Annotated in this window: 16 protein-coding genes; 9 read left to right on the forward strand and 7 right to left on the reverse strand. The window is 43.3% G+C overall.

Annotated elements, in window-relative coordinates; genetic code table 11:
* Window positions 1-119: 119 nt before the first annotated feature.
* Window positions 120-1,667 carry a membrane dipeptidase gene (locus QM738_RS07005; RefSeq protein ID WP_462275967.1) on the forward strand — a complete coding sequence of 516 codons (1,548 nt, stop codon included), beginning with the start codon at window positions 120-122 and terminating at the stop codon, window positions 1,665-1,667.
* 3 nt (window positions 1,668-1,670) lie between these two features.
* Here QM738_RS07005 and QM738_RS07010 read toward each other — a convergent pair whose 3' ends face one another.
* The gene (locus QM738_RS07010; RefSeq protein ID WP_462275968.1) at window positions 1,671-2,741 is read right to left on the reverse strand and encodes a cytochrome-c peroxidase; all 1,071 of its coding nucleotides are present in this window, start codon (window positions 2,739-2,741) and stop codon (window positions 1,671-1,673) included.
* Window positions 2,742-3,484: 743 nt separating this feature from the next.
* Between QM738_RS07010 and recA the strand changes: the two genes are divergently transcribed.
* The 3 genes from recA to QM738_RS07025 all read left to right on the forward strand — a co-directional run bounded on the left by recA (window position 3,485) and on the right by QM738_RS07025 (window position 6,157).
* Window positions 3,485-4,507 carry a recombinase RecA gene (gene recA, locus QM738_RS07015; RefSeq protein WP_462275969.1) on the forward strand — a complete coding sequence of 341 codons (1,023 nt, stop codon included), beginning with the start codon at window positions 3,485-3,487 and terminating at the stop codon, window positions 4,505-4,507.
* Between the two features lie 275 nt (window positions 4,508-4,782).
* Complete coding sequence (locus QM738_RS07020) at window positions 4,783-5,700, forward strand: DMT family transporter (protein WP_462275970.1); 918 nt, start codon at window positions 4,783-4,785, stop codon at window positions 5,698-5,700.
* Window positions 5,693-6,157, forward strand: a complete 465-nt coding sequence (locus QM738_RS07025) for a GNAT family N-acetyltransferase (RefSeq protein WP_462275971.1) — start codon at window positions 5,693-5,695, stop codon at window positions 6,155-6,157. Before QM738_RS07020 ends, QM738_RS07025 begins: the two co-directional genes overlap by 8 nt.
* A 2-nt stretch (window positions 6,158-6,159) precedes the next feature.
* On the opposite strand, the gene QM738_RS07030 is transcribed toward QM738_RS07025, so the two are convergent.
* Window positions 6,160-6,651 carry a SixA phosphatase family protein gene (locus QM738_RS07030; protein WP_462275972.1) on the reverse strand — a complete coding sequence of 164 codons (492 nt, stop codon included), beginning with the start codon at window positions 6,649-6,651 and terminating at the stop codon, window positions 6,160-6,162.
* A gap of 99 nt (window positions 6,652-6,750) precedes the next feature.
* Between QM738_RS07030 and QM738_RS07035 the strand changes: the two genes are divergently transcribed.
* Window positions 6,751-7,902 (forward strand): esterase-like activity of phytase family protein, encoded by a 1,152-nt coding sequence (locus QM738_RS07035; protein WP_462275973.1) that lies wholly within the window; start codon window positions 6,751-6,753, stop codon window positions 7,900-7,902.
* An 87-nt stretch (window positions 7,903-7,989) separates the two neighbouring features.
* On the forward strand, window positions 7,990-8,787 hold the full coding sequence (locus tag QM738_RS07040; RefSeq protein ID WP_462275974.1) for a S1/P1 nuclease: 798 nt from the start codon (window positions 7,990-7,992) through the stop codon (window positions 8,785-8,787).
* Window positions 8,788-8,836: 49 nt separating this feature from the next.
* Here the strand turns inward: QM738_RS07040 and QM738_RS07045 are convergent, their stop codons facing one another.
* Both QM738_RS07045 and QM738_RS07050 read right to left on the reverse strand, forming a co-directional pair.
* Window positions 8,837-10,684: an amidophosphoribosyltransferase gene (locus QM738_RS07045; RefSeq protein WP_462275975.1), complete on the reverse strand. Its 1,848-nt coding sequence runs from the start codon at window positions 10,682-10,684 to the stop codon at window positions 8,837-8,839.
* Between the two features lie 110 nt (window positions 10,685-10,794).
* On the reverse strand, window positions 10,795-11,523 hold the full coding sequence (locus QM738_RS07050; protein WP_462275976.1) for an outer membrane beta-barrel protein: 729 nt from the start codon (window positions 11,521-11,523) through the stop codon (window positions 10,795-10,797).
* 161 nt (window positions 11,524-11,684) lie between these two features.
* On the opposite strand from QM738_RS07050, the gene QM738_RS07055 reads away from it, so the two are divergent.
* On the forward strand, window positions 11,685-12,341 hold the full coding sequence (locus QM738_RS07055; RefSeq protein WP_462275977.1) for a DNA-3-methyladenine glycosylase family protein: 657 nt from the start codon (window positions 11,685-11,687) through the stop codon (window positions 12,339-12,341).
* An 83-nt stretch (window positions 12,342-12,424) separates the two neighbouring features.
* Here the strand turns inward: QM738_RS07055 and QM738_RS07060 are convergent, their stop codons facing one another.
* From QM738_RS07060 to mqnC, 3 genes are read right to left on the reverse strand one after another with little or no spacing between them, the layout of a single operon-like run.
* Window positions 12,425-12,925: a GAF domain-containing protein gene (locus QM738_RS07060; protein WP_462275978.1), complete on the reverse strand. Its 501-nt coding sequence runs from the start codon at window positions 12,923-12,925 to the stop codon at window positions 12,425-12,427.
* Window positions 12,926-12,934: 9 nt separating this feature from the next.
* Window positions 12,935-13,258 carry a DUF3817 domain-containing protein gene (locus tag QM738_RS07065; protein ID WP_462275979.1) on the reverse strand — a complete coding sequence of 108 codons (324 nt, stop codon included), beginning with the start codon at window positions 13,256-13,258 and terminating at the stop codon, window positions 12,935-12,937.
* 14 nt (window positions 13,259-13,272) lie between these two features.
* A complete protein-coding gene (gene mqnC, locus QM738_RS07070) occupies window positions 13,273-14,397 on the reverse strand; it encodes a cyclic dehypoxanthinyl futalosine synthase (protein WP_462275980.1) in 1,125 nt (374 codons plus the stop codon).
* Window positions 14,398-14,462: 65 nt separating this feature from the next.
* On the opposite strand from mqnC, the gene QM738_RS07075 reads away from it, so the two are divergent.
* Both QM738_RS07075 and QM738_RS07080 read left to right on the forward strand, forming a co-directional pair.
* Window positions 14,463-15,668 carry an aspartyl protease family protein gene (locus QM738_RS07075; RefSeq protein WP_462275981.1) on the forward strand — a complete coding sequence of 402 codons (1,206 nt, stop codon included), beginning with the start codon at window positions 14,463-14,465 and terminating at the stop codon, window positions 15,666-15,668.
* A gap of 41 nt (window positions 15,669-15,709) precedes the next feature.
* Complete coding sequence (locus tag QM738_RS07080) at window positions 15,710-16,945, forward strand: M16 family metallopeptidase (RefSeq protein ID WP_462275982.1); 1,236 nt, start codon at window positions 15,710-15,712, stop codon at window positions 16,943-16,945.

Here is a 16,945-nt window from a genome sequence, read left to right on the forward strand (position 1 = left end):
ATTTTAATAGAGCAAAAGACCTTTGGCAACAAGGGTCTTTTTGTTTTACCCCTAACAGAAACTTAAAATAGGAATCCAAAATATAATGAGTATATTTAATATCTTAAAACGATTCCTGTATGCCATTCTTCGATTTTCATTGCCATCCCGGGCTGAAGCCCCAGTTTTCTGATCCCGCTAAAAAGCCCTCTCCATGGGATTTTATCAATGCCAAACTTGCTTTATCGAGAGATATCAACCTCAGCATTAATAAACTGTTCAACGAAACACTCAACTCACAATCCAACCTTACGCAGCTGCTGCAAAACCAGGTAAAGCTGATAGGGGTGATACTGCATGCGCCGGAACAGAAGATCGGCCAGGGCCTCAGCGAAAAAAAGATCGTGAACAAAGGCAGTGTGAACCTGATAGATAAAACACAGCTCGCCGTTCTGGCATCGGGCGTGCATAGTTTTGAATTGATAACAGAAGAACTGCGATGGTTACAGGAAGCCGTACCCGAAGTTGCCGGAGCAAAATTTAAAATAGTAAGTAAGTCAACTGATTTTGATGAAGCAGATAATAACACTGTTTTTGGCGCCATCATAGTAGAAGGCCTGCATTGCTTTTTCAACGATCCCAATGCGCTGGATGCAAAAGAAAAATTCCTGGCCAACTTCAGCAGTTTTACCGATGCACATACGGTGGTGGCCATTAATGTATGCCACATGCAGCAGAATCCTTTTTGCAATCATGCACACGGTATACAGTTCATTAACCCGGCCTATTTTTATCCCACCCGCACGGGCATTACACAATGGGGCCGCGAAGTGATACAGCTGATGATAGATAAAAAGATACTGGCCGATATCAAACACATGAGCCTGAAAACAAGATGGGAACTGTACAGCTGGTTCAAAGATGAAAATGATGATACAAAATTCAGCCAGCCTATTATCTGCACGCATGCAGGTACCACGGGGTTGTCGATAAAAGACCGTGCAAAATTTTTATTGAAACAACCGGTGGATAAAGGGCTGGTGTACGAAGTGGCTTATGTAAAACCTAAAAGCAAACATGCAGGTGATTGCTATCATAATTGCAGCAGCATTAATTTATACGATGAAGACATTGCCAATATATTCTTATCCGGCGGTATCATCGGGCTATCGTTCGACCAGCGCATACTGGGCTTTGCCGATGAAAACGTATTACTGAATGTAACAGTGCCGCATGATGTGGAATATATCAGCCACATGGAAGCTGATTTCTTTTTAGGCCCTAACCCCACTGTATTACCCGTATGGCCCGATGATACGGATGTATGGGCCAGCGAGGATTTTGAGGATCTTGATCCTTCGCTGTATGTAAAGATGCACCGCAAATTCCTGCTCAATAATATCGTGCACATTTTATGGGTGGCCAGCCAGCATGCTTCCATCGATCTGCAAAAAGCAGTGAAGCAAATTTGCATGGGCACCGATTTTGATGGCCTCATCAATGCCATTGACTGCTGCAAAACTGCCGACGGGCTGGAGCAACTGAAGCAGGACATGAAGAACGAACTGCCGCCACTCTTCAACGCCAATGGTTTGGCAGCCATTAACATCAACCAGTTTTTGGATGATTTCTTTTACAACAATGGAAAGAACTTTATCCTGGGCCGCATTAAATTAATGCGGGGTTGATCACTATTTAAAAGGATCAGAAAACCTTGCCTCAGTAGTTACACTGTTGTCGGTAAGTGTTTGCAGAAAGGCCAAAAATTTAGCCACATCTGCAGGAGCAACACTATGCGCCGGTATATTAGCGGGGCTGCCCGGGGGGCCGCCATTCAGCATCGCATTCAGCGTGGATACCTTACCGTTATGAAAGTAAGGGGCCGTTAAAGCAATATTGCGCAGGCTGCCCGATTTAAAACGGTTTTGATTATTGATACCTGCATCATCCGGATCGGGAAAGGCAAAAGGTCCCGCCGGTGATGAAGTGAGGAACATAGGTGGTGTATGGCAACCGGCACATGCCGCGCCACCGCCGGGTGCAGGCGCTAAAAAAAGCTGTTCGCCTGCAGCTTCATCGGCAGTAAAAGCAGCAAGGCCCTGTTTTACCTGGTCGTACTTGCTTTGAAAAGTAACAATAGAGCGCAGGAACTGTGATACCGCTTTTGCGATCCTTACAGAATCGATCTGTGTGCTGCCGAATGCTTTTTGAAATAAGGCAGGATAATAACTCAACGATTTCACCTTGGTTTCCAGCTCTGCTAAAGTAAGCCCCATTTCCACCGTGTTTTGAATGGGTTGTAATATTTGTTTTTCCAGCGTAGGCGCTCTTTCGTCCCAGAACATTTTGCCGGATTTGTAAAAACGCACATTCAGCAAAGCCATCGAATGCCTGCTGGTGAGGCCATCATTAAATCCTTTGCTTAACACCGCGTTATCACTAAAAGAATTTTCGGGTTTATGACAGCTGCCGCAGCTGATGGTATTGTTCTTGGAAAAATGTTTGTCATAAAACAATACCCTGCCCAATGTGGCGCCATCGTTGGTAATAGCATTATCTGCAGGTGTGTTATCATTTACATTTAAAGATGCCTGTATAAATGCCGGGTAAGTGTTGATGTAATTAAAAGCGGTTGCAGGCAGGTTAGGCGCTGCAACCGTTTCTGAAGTAGTTGTTGTCCCGTCATCTTTTTTGGAACATTGCTGAAACAGGAATACCAGCAGGCAAAGGCTGGTAATAACAAAGGGTTTTTTAAAATGCATTGGTCAGGGTTTTATTAAAGTATAGCAATGAGAAACGGGTGCTTTTAAGCAAAACAGCTGGTATTTAGACGTTGGTTTGGGCCAAAACCTTCGGGTGTAATTCAACCAAACACGAATAGATAAATTCTAATATTATGCCCCGGTATTAAAACAAAAAAACATATAATGACCAAAAAACGGTATTTTCGCCCAAAAAATTACCACTTTGTGGTATTGTTTACATCACAAAACTAACTTCTCTTTGTAGAGAACTTTATTAAATAGAAAGACCCTTTACAAACTATATATACATTTTATGGTAGAGGCCCGTATTTTAAGCCCAACCTGAAAACTCGAGAAATTACAATAGTAGATTTTTCTCATGCTTGAACACAACCTGTCCCGGTTCCCCGGGATGGGTTTTTTTATTTCCCGCAGATTTCGCAGAAGGCGCAGAAATGCGAAAAAATTGGCCGCAGACCACACCAACCAGCTACATTTATTCTTCCTGTTTATAATGATGGTTTTTGCCGCAGGCAAAAAAATTCCGTGTCGATCCGTGTAATCCGTGGCTAACCCTATTGGGCTTTAGCCCAATTCTATTCCTGCGCATTCCGCGTAATCTGCGGGAAAATTACCCGGCTAAAAAAATTATCAAAAAAATACTAAAATAATTAGTGTTGATAAAATAAAGTCATTATCTTTGGTGCACCGATTACATTTACAATCGTAAAATCAGGTACATCAACATAAAATCAAAAGACATGAGCAACGCAACAGAAAAATTGGAAAAATCAGAAAAATTTAAGGCGCTGAAATTAACTATTGATAAGATCGATAAAGATTTTGGCAAAGGATCGGTAATGATGATGAATGAGAAGAGTAACCTGGAAATAGATGTTATCTCCACGGGCTCTATTGGTCTTGATGTGGCATTAGGCATTGGCGGTTTGCCAAGGGGCAGGGTGATCGAGATCTATGGACCGGAAAGCAGTGGTAAAACAACCCTGGCCACGCATGTAATTGCAGAAGCGCAGAAAAAAGGTGGCATGTGTGCTATCATTGATGCGGAACATGCTTTCGACAGCATATATGCAAAAAAACTGGGCGTGGATATAGATAACCTGCTGATCTCTCAACCGGATTATGGTGAGCAGGCTTTGGAAATTGCAGACCGCCTGATACTTTCAGGAGCGCTGGATGTAGTGGTGATAGATTCTGTAGCAGCATTGGTACCCAAAGGAGAACTGGAAGGTGAAATGGGCGACAGCAAAATGGGGCTGCAGGCAAGGTTGATGAGCCAGGCTTTAAGAAAATTAACGGCAACTATTCATAAAACAAATACCGTTTGCATATTCATCAACCAGCTGCGGGAAAAGATCGGTGTAATGTTCGGTAACCCCGAAACAACCACCGGTGGTAATGCATTGAAGTTCTATGCTTCCGTAAGGTTGGATATTCGCCGCATGACGCAGATAAAAGATGGTGATGAAGCAGTAGGTAACCATGTAAAAGTGAAAGTGGTAAAAAATAAAGTGGCGCCGCCATTCCGCCAGGCAGAATTTGATATCATCTTTGGTGAAGGTATCTCCAAGACCGGCGAGATCATTGATATGGGTGTGGAACTGGGCATTGTACAAAAAAGCGGCAGCTGGTTCAGCTACAACAACGATAAATTAGGCCAGGGAAGAGAATCGGTAAAGCAACTGATGCTGGACAACCCGGAACTGGCTACAGAAATAGAAACCAAGATAAGAGAAAAGGTAAAAGAGATGCAGGCATCATAGATCTTTTTCACTTATTAGGGGTTAGTAAGTATAAGGCCATTATGTGTAAAAGCGTAATGGCTTTTTTGTGCCCCGAAATTCTATTTCGGGCTCACTTTCGCCGAAAAGAATTTTCGGCACACAACCGAAAGGTTGGCCACGGATGACACGAATTTTCACGGATCAAAATACCCACCTTTGTTATTGAAAATCCGTGCCAATCTGTGTAATCCGTGGCTAAATTTTTCAGCTTTAGCCGAAAAGAATTTTCGGCGAACTACATTTGCAGCATCATTATGCCCATCAACAAAAAAACAACGGCCCATTTAGCACTGCTGTTCACCAATCTTTTTTTCGCCATTAACCTGAGTGCGGTAAAACACCTTACCAGTACCGGGGTGGCAAAACCATTTGGTATAAATGTAGTACGTGTAGCCGTAAGTGTTATATTGTTCTGGATACTGTACCTGCTGCGACCGTTACAAAAAAATGCCCCTGCAGAAAAGCGGATCGAAAAAAAAGACTGGCCCCGTTTTATATGGTGCGCCTTAACGGGCATTGCTATTAACCAGTTATTGTTTTTAAAAGGCCTTTCATTGACCTATCCCATCCACGCTTCGCTGCTAATGCTTACCACGCCTATTTTAATTGTGTTCATCGCGGCATGGGTGTTAAAAGAAAGACTAGGGATATTAAAGATAGCCGGCCTGGTGCTGGGCATTACCGGCGCAGTAGTATTGATACTGGCCAGGGGCAGCGGCACCACTGGCAATGAAGCGTTGTGGGGCGACCTGCTCATCGTGATCAATGCGGTTTCTTACACCATTTATTTCATCATCGTAAAGCCATTGATGCAACAGTACAATCCCGTAATGATCACCCGCTGGATATTTACCCTGGGCTTGCTGATGGTGCTGCCCTTTGGCTGGAATGAGTTTACGGCCATAGAATGGAGCAACTTTAATGCTGTTGATATTACCACTATGGCACTGGTAGCATTTACCGGAACATTTTTGGCTTACCTGTTCAATGTATATGGCATAAAAGTGCTGGGTGCTTCTGCAGCGGGCTTTTATATTTACACACAACCTTTTTTTGCAACCATCATCGCCATGATATTTTTACACGAACAACTGGAACTGTATAAAATTGCAGCGGCAGTATTGATATTTACGGGAGTTTATCTTGCTAATAAACCCATTAAAAATGATTGAGTATATACTGGCATCTAAAGAAGAAGAATATAAAGCGGCGGCACAATTGTTTAAAGAATATGCTGCATGGCTGGGCATCGACCTGGGCTTTCAGCATTTTGATGATGAACTGAAGGAACTGCCGGTAATGTATAATGACAAGGATGGTGGCATCATTCTTTGCAGGGAAAATAATGCTTTTATTGCCTGTGTTGCGTTAAGAAGAAATGCTGCTGATATTGCCGAACTCAAACGCATGTTTGTGCAAACAGCGCAGCAGCATAAAGGTATCGGCAAAGAACTGCTGGAGCAGGCAATTGTACTGGCCCGGCGTTGTAATTATAAATTCATACGGCTGGATACACTCAATCACATGCTGCCCGCCATTAACCTGTATAAAAAATATGGCTTTTACGAAATACCCGCTTATTACCATAATCCGCAGGATACAGCAGTATATTTTGAAAAGAAATTATAAGCTTAATTATTCTTGGGATAATCAAAGAACAGGAATTCTTTTTTGGAGCTTGCAAAATCTTTCCATTGGCCTGAAGGCATCTGTATCGCAAATACCGCAGCAGTAGGCATATTATCCACCCTGGTATTGGCCACCAGTTCGTTTACAAAATAAGTAATGCCGGGATTGTGTGCAAAAATGGCGATGGTATCATACTTATCATCCAGCGACCTGATGACTTCGTAAAACTCAGGGGCCGGTGCATGGTAAAGGCTGCTGATGAAAATAATATCCGATAACTTTTGATTATACACTTCGCAAAAAAACTCGGCTGTTTTTTTAGCCCGTACTGCAGGGCTTGATACAAATGCGTCGATCGCAATATTGCGGCTGCGTATTCTTTTGGCCATTTCAGGAGCGTCTCTTTTGCCCCGATCATTCAGTGGGCGCTCAAAGTCGTTGCCGAAAAAGCCCTGGTCGCTTTTTGCATGGCGTATAATAAGCAATGTTTTCACAATACATGTTTGTATAAAAATAAAATAATTTCCAGATAAACGGGTAATTAACAAAAGATATCGGTTCTTTTAGCAAATTTGTACCCTAAATAAAAAAGCATGTTCAGGCTCTCTTCTTTAATTGGTTGTACTGTTCTATTCCTTATCTCCTGCGGTACTTCCAAAAAGTCTTTTGTAATGCCTTCGGCAGAAAATATCAGCGCTGTAAAGTTTTTAGGCGAGTATGATATTCCTTATAATCTTTTGTATAAAAATACCGTGGTGGGTGGCTTATCAGGTATTGATTATGATAAAAAAAATGATTGCTATTATTTTATCTGCGACGACAGGAGCGATAATAACCCCGCACGTTTTTATAAAGCGAAAATATTCATCACTCCACATGGCATCGACAGTGCAGTTTTTACAGATACCAGGAGCCTGCTGCAACCCGATAACACGGTATATCCCAATAAAAAACAGGACCGCCTGCATGTACCCGACCCGGAAGCCATCCGCTATAGCCCGGTATTGAACCAGTTGATCTGGAGCAGCGAAGGCGAAAGAATTGTAAAGGAAAAAGATACCATACTGGCCAACCCCGCTGTTACAAGCATTGGGCTGGATGGCAGTTTTAAACACAGTTTTGAATTGCCCGCTAATTTAACAATGCATGCTACCGAAAACGGGCCCAGGCAAAACGGGGTGCTGGAAGGCATGAGCTTTGCCAATAATTACAAAACACTTTTTGTAAATGTAGAGGAACCCCTGTATGAAGATGGGCCAAGAGCTGATATAACTGAGAACAACGCCTTTATCCGCATTTTAAAATTTGATGTGGCCAGCAGGAAGAACACTGCCCAATATGCTTATAAGCTGGAGCCGGTTGCTTATCCTGCAAACCCCGCCAATGCTTTTAAAATAAATGGTATACCGGATATTTTAAATATAGGTACTGATAAATTTTTAGTGATCGAACGCTCTTTTTCAACAGGCCGTGCTGCCTGCACCATAAGGGTATTTATTACTGATCTGCACAATGCCACGGATATAAAAAATATTGCTTCGCTGAAGGGTAACAGCAGCTTTGTGCCTGCCACAAAAAAGCTGTTGCTGAATATGGACGACCTGGGTATTTATATTGATAATGTGGAAGGCGTAACTTTTGGACCGGTATTGCCCAATGGGCATAAAACACTGGTATTTGTTGCCGATAATAATTTTGAAAAGGCTGAAAAAGCGCAATTATTATTATTTGAAATAACAGAGTAAACAAAACAGGTTATCTTTCTGAAAATTTTATCAACGGCACCTGTTGTAAAAGGTATAACCAATAACTTTAACCATTAAACACTTTATATGAAACTAAAACTGGTAAAAAAGATCGTATTGTGCTGTGCACTGTTGTATATCCCTTTCAGCAGTATGGCATGGGGTGTGTTGGGTCACCGTATTGTTGGCCAGATCGCAGACAGCTATCTTACTAAAAAAACCAAAAGAGCCATTTTTGACATACTGGGCAACGAATCGGTAGCAATGGCGAGCAACTGGCCCGATTTTATAAAATCTGATCCCAATTATAATTATTTATACAACTGGCATTTTATCAATATCAAAGGTGGATTGACTGAAGACAGCATCCGGAATTACCTGGCCAGTGATACTGCCACTGACGCCTACACGAAAATTAATTTTTTGACCGAACAGTTAAAGAATAAAGACCTGGACCATACTAAAAAAGTGTTGTACCTGCGCCTGCTGATACATATTGTAGGTGATGTGCACCAGCCTTTGCACGTAGGTCATGCAGATGACCAGGGTGGTAATAAAGTAAAAGTGTTATGGTTCAATGCGCCGAGCAACCTGCACACTGTTTGGGATACGCAGCTGGTAAACTTCCAGGAGCTGAGCTATACAGAATATGCAACCGCTATCAACTTTACCACCAAAGAAATGCGCAAAGCGCTGCAGGCAAATACAGTAGCCGACTGGATCGTGGAATCCTATAAAATTGCAGATAAAGTATATGGCGATATAAAAGAACCCGATCAGAAATTAAGCTATAATTATAATTTCCAGTACGTAGATACATTGAACAGCCAGCTGTTGAAAGGTGGTGTAAGGCTGGCGGGCTTGCTGAATGAGATTTTTGGGTAATCATGCCTTTGGCATGCTTTTCTGAATGCGCCACAGGCGCATTCTTACGTTAATACCCCCGCACATTCTTCCCTTCCATGTAATTCATAAAGGCTTTGTTACAAACACGGTTACCACCAGGTGTGGGATAGTTACCGGTAAAATACCAGTCGCCGGTATTGGTGGGACAGGCTTCGTGCAGGCTTTCGATGGTTTGATAAATTACCTGTATCGGAATATCCAGCCCTTTAGGTGTAACCAGTTCCGCGATCTTTTTGGAGATCTCCTTTAATGAAAAAGGTTTGTAAATATCACATACCAGGTTTTGCGTATGCAGCTGGTTATTGCGCTGCAACTCCTTACACTTTTCCAGTGTTTCGGTTAAAATATGTTCCTGCCTGGTATCATGCAGTAATTCAATAGCAGCACGGAAGGCAATAAAATCGCCCAGCTTGCTCATATCGATACCGTAACAATCGGGGTAACGTATCTGCGGAGCCGAAGAAACAATGATGATCTTTTTAGGTTGCAGGCGGGCCAGCATACGGATGATACTTTCCTTCAACGTGGTGCCTCGTACAATACTATCATCAATTACTACAAGCGTATCCTCGTTCTTGCGAACTGTGCCATACGTAATATCATATACGTGCTGCACCATTTCGTTGCGGCTGGCATCTTCGGTAATGAATGTACGCAGTTTTACGTCTTTGATAGCGATCTTTTCAAAACGTATTTTACGGGTGATCATTTCGGTAAGCTTTTCCTCGTCAATATCTTTACCCCAGCTGGCAATACGTTCTATCTTTATTTTATTCAGGTAATCTTCTGCGCCTTTCAATAAACCATAAAAAGCAGTTTCTGCTGTATTGGGTATAAAAGAAAAGATCGTGTTCTTCAGATCGTACTTGATCACTTTTAAAATAACATTGCTCAGGTTATAACCCAGCTGTATCCTTTCGCGGTAGATCTTTTCATCACTGCCACGACTGAAATAAATACGTTCAAAGCTACAGGCCCTTCTTTCTTTGGCCGGCACGATTTCTTCTATTGAAAAACTGCCGTCTGCTTTTACAATAATGGCATTGCCCGGCATCAGTTCCTGCACTTCATTCTCGCCCACATTAAAAGCGGTCCTGATAGCGGCCCTTTCACTGGCTGCAACAATTACATCATCGTTGATATAATAATAAGAAGGCCGTATACCATGTGCATCCCGCATTACAAAAGCATCGCCATTGCCTACCAGTCCGCTGAAGTTAAAACCACCATCAAATAAAGGCACGGCTTTTTTCAGCACTTTGGCAATATCCATATGGCCCGGCGCTGCTTCATCTGCTTTTACCAGGAAATGATGGAGAACTTCCATCATCGCAGCCAAATCACTCTGGCGCTGAAACTCTCCCGGATCAATATTCACGAGGCCAAAAAGTTCTTCTGTATTTACGAGGTTGAAATTACCGGCCAGCGCTAAATTCCTTGCAGGGATAGTATGCCTTTTAATGAACGGGTGACAAAACTCCACGTTGTTCTTACCCTGCGTACCATACCTTAAATGACCCAGCAGCACTTCGCCCAAAAAACTCACATTACCTTTCATCAACCCGGGATGGTTCTTGATATCGGGCTGGTATTTTTCCAGTTCGGATATCTCTTTACCCACCTGGCTGAAAATATCTGCAATAGGCTGGTTGGCGCAACTGCGTATACGGTGCATAAAGGGGTAACCCGGCTCTGTATTCAGCTTAATAGTGGCAATACCGGCGCCATCCTGGCCACGGTTGTGTTGTTTTTCCATCAGCAGGTACAGCTTGTTAAGGCCATACAATACTGTGCCGTATTGTTGTTGAAAATAACTGAAAGGTTTGCGGAGCCGGATAAAAGCCAATCCGCACTCATGTTTGATTTCGTCGCTCATGTTAAGGAGTGAGGCGCAAAGTTAGGTTATTTCAAACAAAAAACCCGATGTTGCAACATCGGGTTTGAGTATATTAACAGGTCGTTTTCAAAAACCTGGTAGTGATGTATTTACAGGCCGCTGAGGCAAAAACCGATCTCGAAAGGATGGATCTCAGGTCCCACACCATCCTTTAACAGGGTGGTGATCTGGTAGCTGCCGAATATAGAATAATTGCCTAAACCCACACGGCCGGTGGCTGCCAGCCTGGTGGAGTTGAAAAAGCGTTTGTTGTATTCTTTTTCAGTATAAGAATTAATGGTGCTGCCGCTTTTGTTCTGCAGTGTTTTTCCCTTGGTATGCACGCTTAATAAGGTACCTACTTTAATGCCGATAGCTGCTTTAAGGCTTTTGTTCATCCTGGACGGATCTTTCACAAACCTTAATTCCACAGGAATTTCAAGGTAAGCAGTAGTAAGCTTGTATTTTTTAAAGTGGCTGGTAGAGTCGAGTGATGTAAAGGGCAGCTTGGTGGCTGTTGACTTAACATCTATATTAATATTTTTAAAATACATATTGGTAGAACCGATACCCACACCAAATGCAGCGCTGAACTGTGGGTTGTTTTTGAAGGGCTTATTCATCATTACATAAATATTGGCGCCCCGGGATAAGCCTTTTGTATGGTCTTTAATACTATCAGGTAAGGTACCGGCCCAGTGATCGGTGCTCAGTTGCAGCATAATATGGTCTCCGGCACGGTTTATAAGGTCAGTTTTAGAGGTGGTTTTGTTTTTGTCCTGGGCAATCGCAGCAGCAGCAGACACAAAAGCAACAACAACAAGTACTATTTTCTTCATAATTAATTTTGAAGCTGCAAAATAACGGCAAATAATTTAATGAACCGTTAAAATATTGCCGCAACGGCCTGTTGCGAGGGCATTTTTAATGGTTATTAATACCGCTTTTAATAAGCGTCAAATGCAAAAAAATACTGAAATTAGGCCCCTAAATCTTCTTCATGTCGCATATTGTCCATTTAAGTAAAGACAAAAAATTACAAAAGATATTACCGGCTGAAAATCCGCATGTAATGGTGAAACGCAAAAATATTCACCTGCACCTCTGCAATTCTATTATGAGCCAGCAACTGAGCACTAAGGTGGCAGATGTTTTTCAGCAGCGCTTCCTGGATCTTTATGGCGGTAAGAGCCCTACTGCAGCGCAAATTGTTGCAACACCTTTTGAAACATTGCGGGCCATCGGCCTCAGTAATGCCAAGGCCAATTATGTGCTGAATGTTTGCAATTTTTTTATTGCAGAAAATATTACTGATGCAATGCTGCACAAAATGAGCAATGAAGCGCTGATCAAATACCTTACACAAATAAAAGGCGTGGGCCAATGGACGGTGGAAATGATACTGATGTTTACACTGGGCAGGGAAGATGTGTTTGCGGTGGATGACCTGGGTATACAGCAGGCCATGTGCAAAATATATAAGATCGACAACACTGATAAAAAAGCGATGAAAGAAAAAATGCTGCAGATCAGTAAAAAGTGGAGCCCGTATCGTACGTACGCATGTAAATATTTGTGGGGTTGGAAAGATGTCACACCCCCTCCGCCCCCTCCCGATAAAATCGGGATAAATTCCGGGGGAACTGAGGCTCAATGATCGAAGCCTATTTATTATTATTGGAAAATAACAATTCTTAAGCTGCTGTAATAAAAAAATAAAGCAACAATCTAAGTTCCCCTTTAGGGGACAGGGGCTATAGTTGCTACGATCTCCTCCAGGTATCTTTTATCCGTTTCATCAAACTGGTCCAGCAGTTCACTGTCAACATCCAGTACACCGATCACTTGATCGCCTTTAAAAATCGGCACTACAATTTCTGAACGGGATAAACTGCTGCAGGCGATATGGCCGGGAAATTTTTCAACATCAGGCACTATCAATGTAGTGGCATTTTGCCAGGCGCTGCCGCATACACCCCTGCCTTTTTTAATTCGTGTACACGCCACCGGTCCCTGGAAGGGCCCCAGCACCAGTTCTTCACCTGCTGCGCCGTTTGCCAACGGCTTTACCATATAAAAGCCCACCCACAACCATTTAAACTGCTCTTTTAATGCAGCAGCAATATTGGCCAGGTTGGCCACCAGGTCTGGCTCGCCATCGATCAATGCTTTTATCTGCGGCACCAACGAATCATATACTTCGGCCTTGGTGCCTTCAATTATGGTAAGGTCTTCTGCCATGGAGATGAATTATTTCCTGATCAATATCTGTTCTTCCATTTTCAATTCCCTGTCCAGCACAAAAGTGCCGAACGGAAGAATGGATGCTAAGAATGCTTTTGCCAGCCAGCCAAAACTTTTTTTGAAAGATGTAAATACTTCAAAGGCAAAATAAATAAAGGCTACAAACAGGGCGCCGTGTATCCAGCCACATACTTTTACTGCTATGGGTATATCCAGCATGTATTTCAGTGGCATGGCCACCAGCAGTAATACTAAAAATGAAATGCCTTCTGCAATAGCGATCATTCTAAAGCGGCGCAATGTTTTTACCAGCTCTTCTTTGTTGCTCATGTATCGTATATTTTTTAATAGTCTATAACCTGTTCTATAATACTTTCAGGAATTTTTCTCCATTCGTATTGCTGGTTGCGCAGCTGTGGTTCAAAGCCTGCTTCCCTGATGGATTGCTGTATAGTGGTGCTGGTAAAGCGATGCGGTGCACCGGCTGCACTCACTACATTTTCCTCTATCATAATGCTGCCGAAATCGTTGGCGCCTGCATTTAAACAGAGTTGCGCCACCTGCTTGCCCACGGTGAGCCAGCTGGCCTGTATGTTCTTTACATTCGGCAGCATAATGCGGCTGATGGCGATCATACGGATGTATTCTTCGGCAGTAGTAAGATTATGCACGCCACGTATCTTGGCCAGCAATGTATCCACATCCTGGAAGGTCCATGGAATGAATGCTAAAAAGCCCTTCGCCTCTTCGGGTTTGCGGCTCTGCACTTCCCTTAATTTTACCAGGTGCTCAAAGCGTTCCTGCAAAGTTTCCACGTGGCCAAACATCATGGTGGCCGATGTGGTGATATTTAGTTTATGCGCCTCGTGCATGATATCCAGCCATTCCTGTGCGCCGCATTTGCCCTTGCTGATCAGCCTTCTCACCCTATCCGTCAGTATTTCGGCACCGGCTCCCGGCAGGCTGTCCATGCCGGCTTCTTTTAATGCCACCAGCACTTCGCGGTGAGTGCTTTTTTCCAGTTTGGTGATGTGGGCAATTTCCGGCGGGCCCAGCGTATGCAGTTTAATATTGGGATACAGGCTCTTCAGTTCCTTAAAAAGATCTACGTAAAAACGCAATCCCAGTTCGGGGTGATGGCCGCCCTGCAGCAATAGCTGGTCGCCACCGTATTTGATCGTTTCGTCGATCTTTCTTTTATAAGTTGCTATATCGGTGATATAGGCGTCTGCATGACCGGGTATGCGGTAAAAATTGCAAAACTTGCAATTGGCAATGCACACGTTGGTGGTGTTCACATTGCGGTCTATCTGCCAGGTAACTTTTCCGTGCGGCACCTGTTTTTTTCGCAATTCATCTGCCACATACATCAATTCTGTAAGTGGCGCATGCTCAAACAGGTACATACCTTCTTCTACTGAAAGAAACGCAAAGCCCAGCGCTTTCTGGTATAAATCATTCAATTCCATAACTGCCTTTTGTGTAATTAACAACAAAAGTACATCCATTAGGTTGTATATTAGCAAGCGCTTGCATGAGAAAATTATTTTGCATATTATTCGCTCTTACTTACAGCCTTTTATCCACTTTTTTTTGTAAGGGGCAGGAGATCCTTTCAATGCCCCAGCCCGAAGCAAAGCTGGTGACCAGTTTCCCCTTTAAACAGTTCAATGGTGGCGTAATGGTGATACAGGCCCGGATAGGTAACCTGCCGGACAGTCTTAATTTTATACTGGATACAGGCAGCGGCGGTATCTCCCTCGATTCATCCACCTGTGCCGAATTCAATATACATACTGTAGCCAGCGATACTACTATTACCGGCATTGGCGGGATAAGAAAAGTGCCGTTTGTTTTTGATCAATCCCTGCACCTGACCGGCCTGGAAATAAAGCACCTTAATTTTCATGTGAACAATTACGAGGTACTGACCAGTGTGTATGGCGAAAAAGTGGATGGCATCATCGGGTACAGTTTCTTCAGCCGGTATATAGTGAGTGTAAACTTCGACAGCAGTATCATTGAAGTGTACACACCCGGCAAAATAAAATATCCCAGGAACAGTACCACGCTGCGGCCGGTGTTTACCGCATTACCTATACAATGGGCCGATATTAAAGACCGTAAAAAGATTGGGTACAATTATTATTTTGATACCGGTGCCGGCCTTTGTTTTTTAATGAGCGAACAATTTGCTGAAGACAGCGCCGTATTGCTGAGCAGGCGCAAACCGGTGGTTACACAGGCGCAGGGTTTTGGTGGTAAACTGCAAATGCGGCTTACCGTGATAAAAGAGTTGAAGATAGGGCCCTACAAATTCCGGCAGGTGCCCACGCATTTATACGAAGACCTGTATAATGTTACTTCTTTTCCTTTCACCGGTGGACTGATCGGCAACGACCTGTTGCGCCGCTTCAACATGGTGATCAATTACCCGCAGCGGGAGATCAATCTTTCTCCCAACGGGCACTTCAGGGATAACTTTGATTATGCCTATACCGGCCTGGGTATATTTTACGAGAACGGTAAGATCATTGTTGGCGATGTGATCGAAGGTTCTCCCGGTGCAAAGGCAAAGATCAAAGTAGGCGATGAATTGTTTTCGGTGAATAATAATTTGTCGCACAACATCATGACCTATAAGAATATACTGCAAACCCCTAACGATGATATAAAAGTGATCGTAAAAAGAGGAGAAACTTTTATAATGCTGAACCTGCGCCCCGCCAGTATAAAATAATGGATTTGTAAATACCGTTCCACCCTGCTTACCTTTGCAGCATGATTCAATTTGAAAGATTTGTATTACCCAATGGATTAAAAGTGCTGGTGCATGAAGATAAAAGCACCCCGATGGCTGTGGTGAATGTTTTGTACGATGTAGGCGCCCGGGACGAAGACCCCCAAAAGACCGGTTTTGCCCATTTATTTGAACACCTGATGTTTGGCGGCAGCATCAATATACCTTCTTACGATGAGCCGCTGCAGGTAGCCGGTGGAGAGAACAACGCCTTTACTACCAACGATCTTACCAACTATTACTGCCAGTTACCGGCCGAAAATATTGAAACCGCTTTCTGGCTGGAAAGCGACCGTATGCTGTCGCTGGCATTTGGTAAAAAAAGCCTGGATACGCAACGCAAAGTGGTATCGGAAGAATTTAAAGAGCATTACATCAATAAACCTTACGGTGATGTGTGGCATAAAATGCGGGAACTAGCCTATACCACGCACCCCTACCGCTGGATGACGATCGGTAAAGAACTGAGCCATATTGAAAATGCCACCCTGCAGGATGTGAAATCGTTTTTCTTTAAACATTATACGCCCAACAATGCCATATTGGTGGTTGCAGGAAATGTTACAACAGAACAGGTGAAAGCGCTTGCAGAAAAATGGTTTGGCCCAATTGCCGCCGGCGAAAAATATGTACGCAATATTCCGGTAGAACCTAAGCAAACAGCCCCACGCACTATGGAAGTAAAAGCCAATGTACCGCTGGATGCACTGTATAAATGCTGGCATATATATTCGCGTACGGATAAACGTTACTATGTGGCTGACCTGATCAGCGAAATACTGGGCGGAGGCGCCTCATCAAGATTGTTCCAGTCGCTGGTGAAAGAAAAAAAACTTTTCAGCAATATTGAATGCTATCACATGGGCAGTACCGATGCCGGGTTGCTGACCATTGAAGGCAAACTGGTAAAAGGCGTAAGTATGCAGCAGGCAGAAGCTGCGTTGAACGAAGAGATACAAAAAATGCAGGACGAAGGTGTTACCACCAAAGAACTGGAAAAAGTAAAGAATAAAACAGAAAGCATGATGGCTTTTGAAGACATGAGCGTGATGAACAAAGCCACCAGCATTGCCATGTACGAATTGCTGGGCGATGCAGACCTTATCAATAAAGAACTGCAGTTGTACCAGGCCGTAACCGAAGCTGCCATCAGTAGCGAATGCAAACTGATATTTGACAACAACAACTCCAACACACTATACTACCTGGCCAATTAA

Source organism: Ferruginibacter sp., assembly GCF_049840995.1.
Lineage (GTDB): Bacteria > Bacteroidota > Bacteroidia > Chitinophagales > Chitinophagaceae > Ferruginibacter.

What these genes read in the sequence shown, in the direction of transcription:
- QM738_RS07010 (WP_462275968.1), bottom strand. Translation starts at nt 2,741, where the DNA reads ATGCATTTTAAAAAACCCTTTGTTATTACCAGCCTTTGCCTGCTGGTA.
- QM738_RS07025 (WP_462275971.1), top strand. Translation starts at nt 5,693, where the DNA reads ATGATTGAGTATATACTGGCATCTAAAGAAGAAGAATATAAAGCGGCG.
- mqnC (WP_462275980.1), bottom strand. Translation starts at nt 14,397, where the DNA reads ATGGAATTGAATGATTTATACCAGAAAGCGCTGGGCTTTGCGTTTCTT.
- QM738_RS07035 (WP_462275973.1), top strand. Translation starts at nt 6,751, where the DNA reads ATGTTCAGGCTCTCTTCTTTAATTGGTTGTACTGTTCTATTCCTTATC.
- recA (WP_462275969.1), top strand. Translation starts at nt 3,485, where the DNA reads ATGAGCAACGCAACAGAAAAATTGGAAAAATCAGAAAAATTTAAGGCG.
- QM738_RS07050 (WP_462275976.1), bottom strand. Translation starts at nt 11,523, where the DNA reads ATGAAGAAAATAGTACTTGTTGTTGTTGCTTTTGTGTCTGCTGCTGCT.
- QM738_RS07040 (WP_462275974.1), top strand. Translation starts at nt 7,990, where the DNA reads ATGAAACTAAAACTGGTAAAAAAGATCGTATTGTGCTGTGCACTGTTG.
- QM738_RS07055 (WP_462275977.1), top strand. Translation starts at nt 11,685, where the DNA reads ATGTCGCATATTGTCCATTTAAGTAAAGACAAAAAATTACAAAAGATA.
- QM738_RS07075 (WP_462275981.1), top strand. Translation starts at nt 14,463, where the DNA reads ATGAGAAAATTATTTTGCATATTATTCGCTCTTACTTACAGCCTTTTA.
- QM738_RS07080 (WP_462275982.1), top strand. Translation starts at nt 15,710, where the DNA reads ATGATTCAATTTGAAAGATTTGTATTACCCAATGGATTAAAAGTGCTG.
- QM738_RS07060 (WP_462275978.1), bottom strand. Translation starts at nt 12,925, where the DNA reads ATGGCAGAAGACCTTACCATAATTGAAGGCACCAAGGCCGAAGTATAT.
- QM738_RS07020 (WP_462275970.1), top strand. Translation starts at nt 4,783, where the DNA reads ATGCCCATCAACAAAAAAACAACGGCCCATTTAGCACTGCTGTTCACC.
- QM738_RS07045 (WP_462275975.1), bottom strand. Translation starts at nt 10,684, where the DNA reads ATGAGCGACGAAATCAAACATGAGTGCGGATTGGCTTTTATCCGGCTC.
- QM738_RS07005 (WP_462275967.1), top strand. Translation starts at nt 120, where the DNA reads ATGCCATTCTTCGATTTTCATTGCCATCCCGGGCTGAAGCCCCAGTTT.
- QM738_RS07065 (WP_462275979.1), bottom strand. Translation starts at nt 13,258, where the DNA reads ATGAGCAACAAAGAAGAGCTGGTAAAAACATTGCGCCGCTTTAGAATG.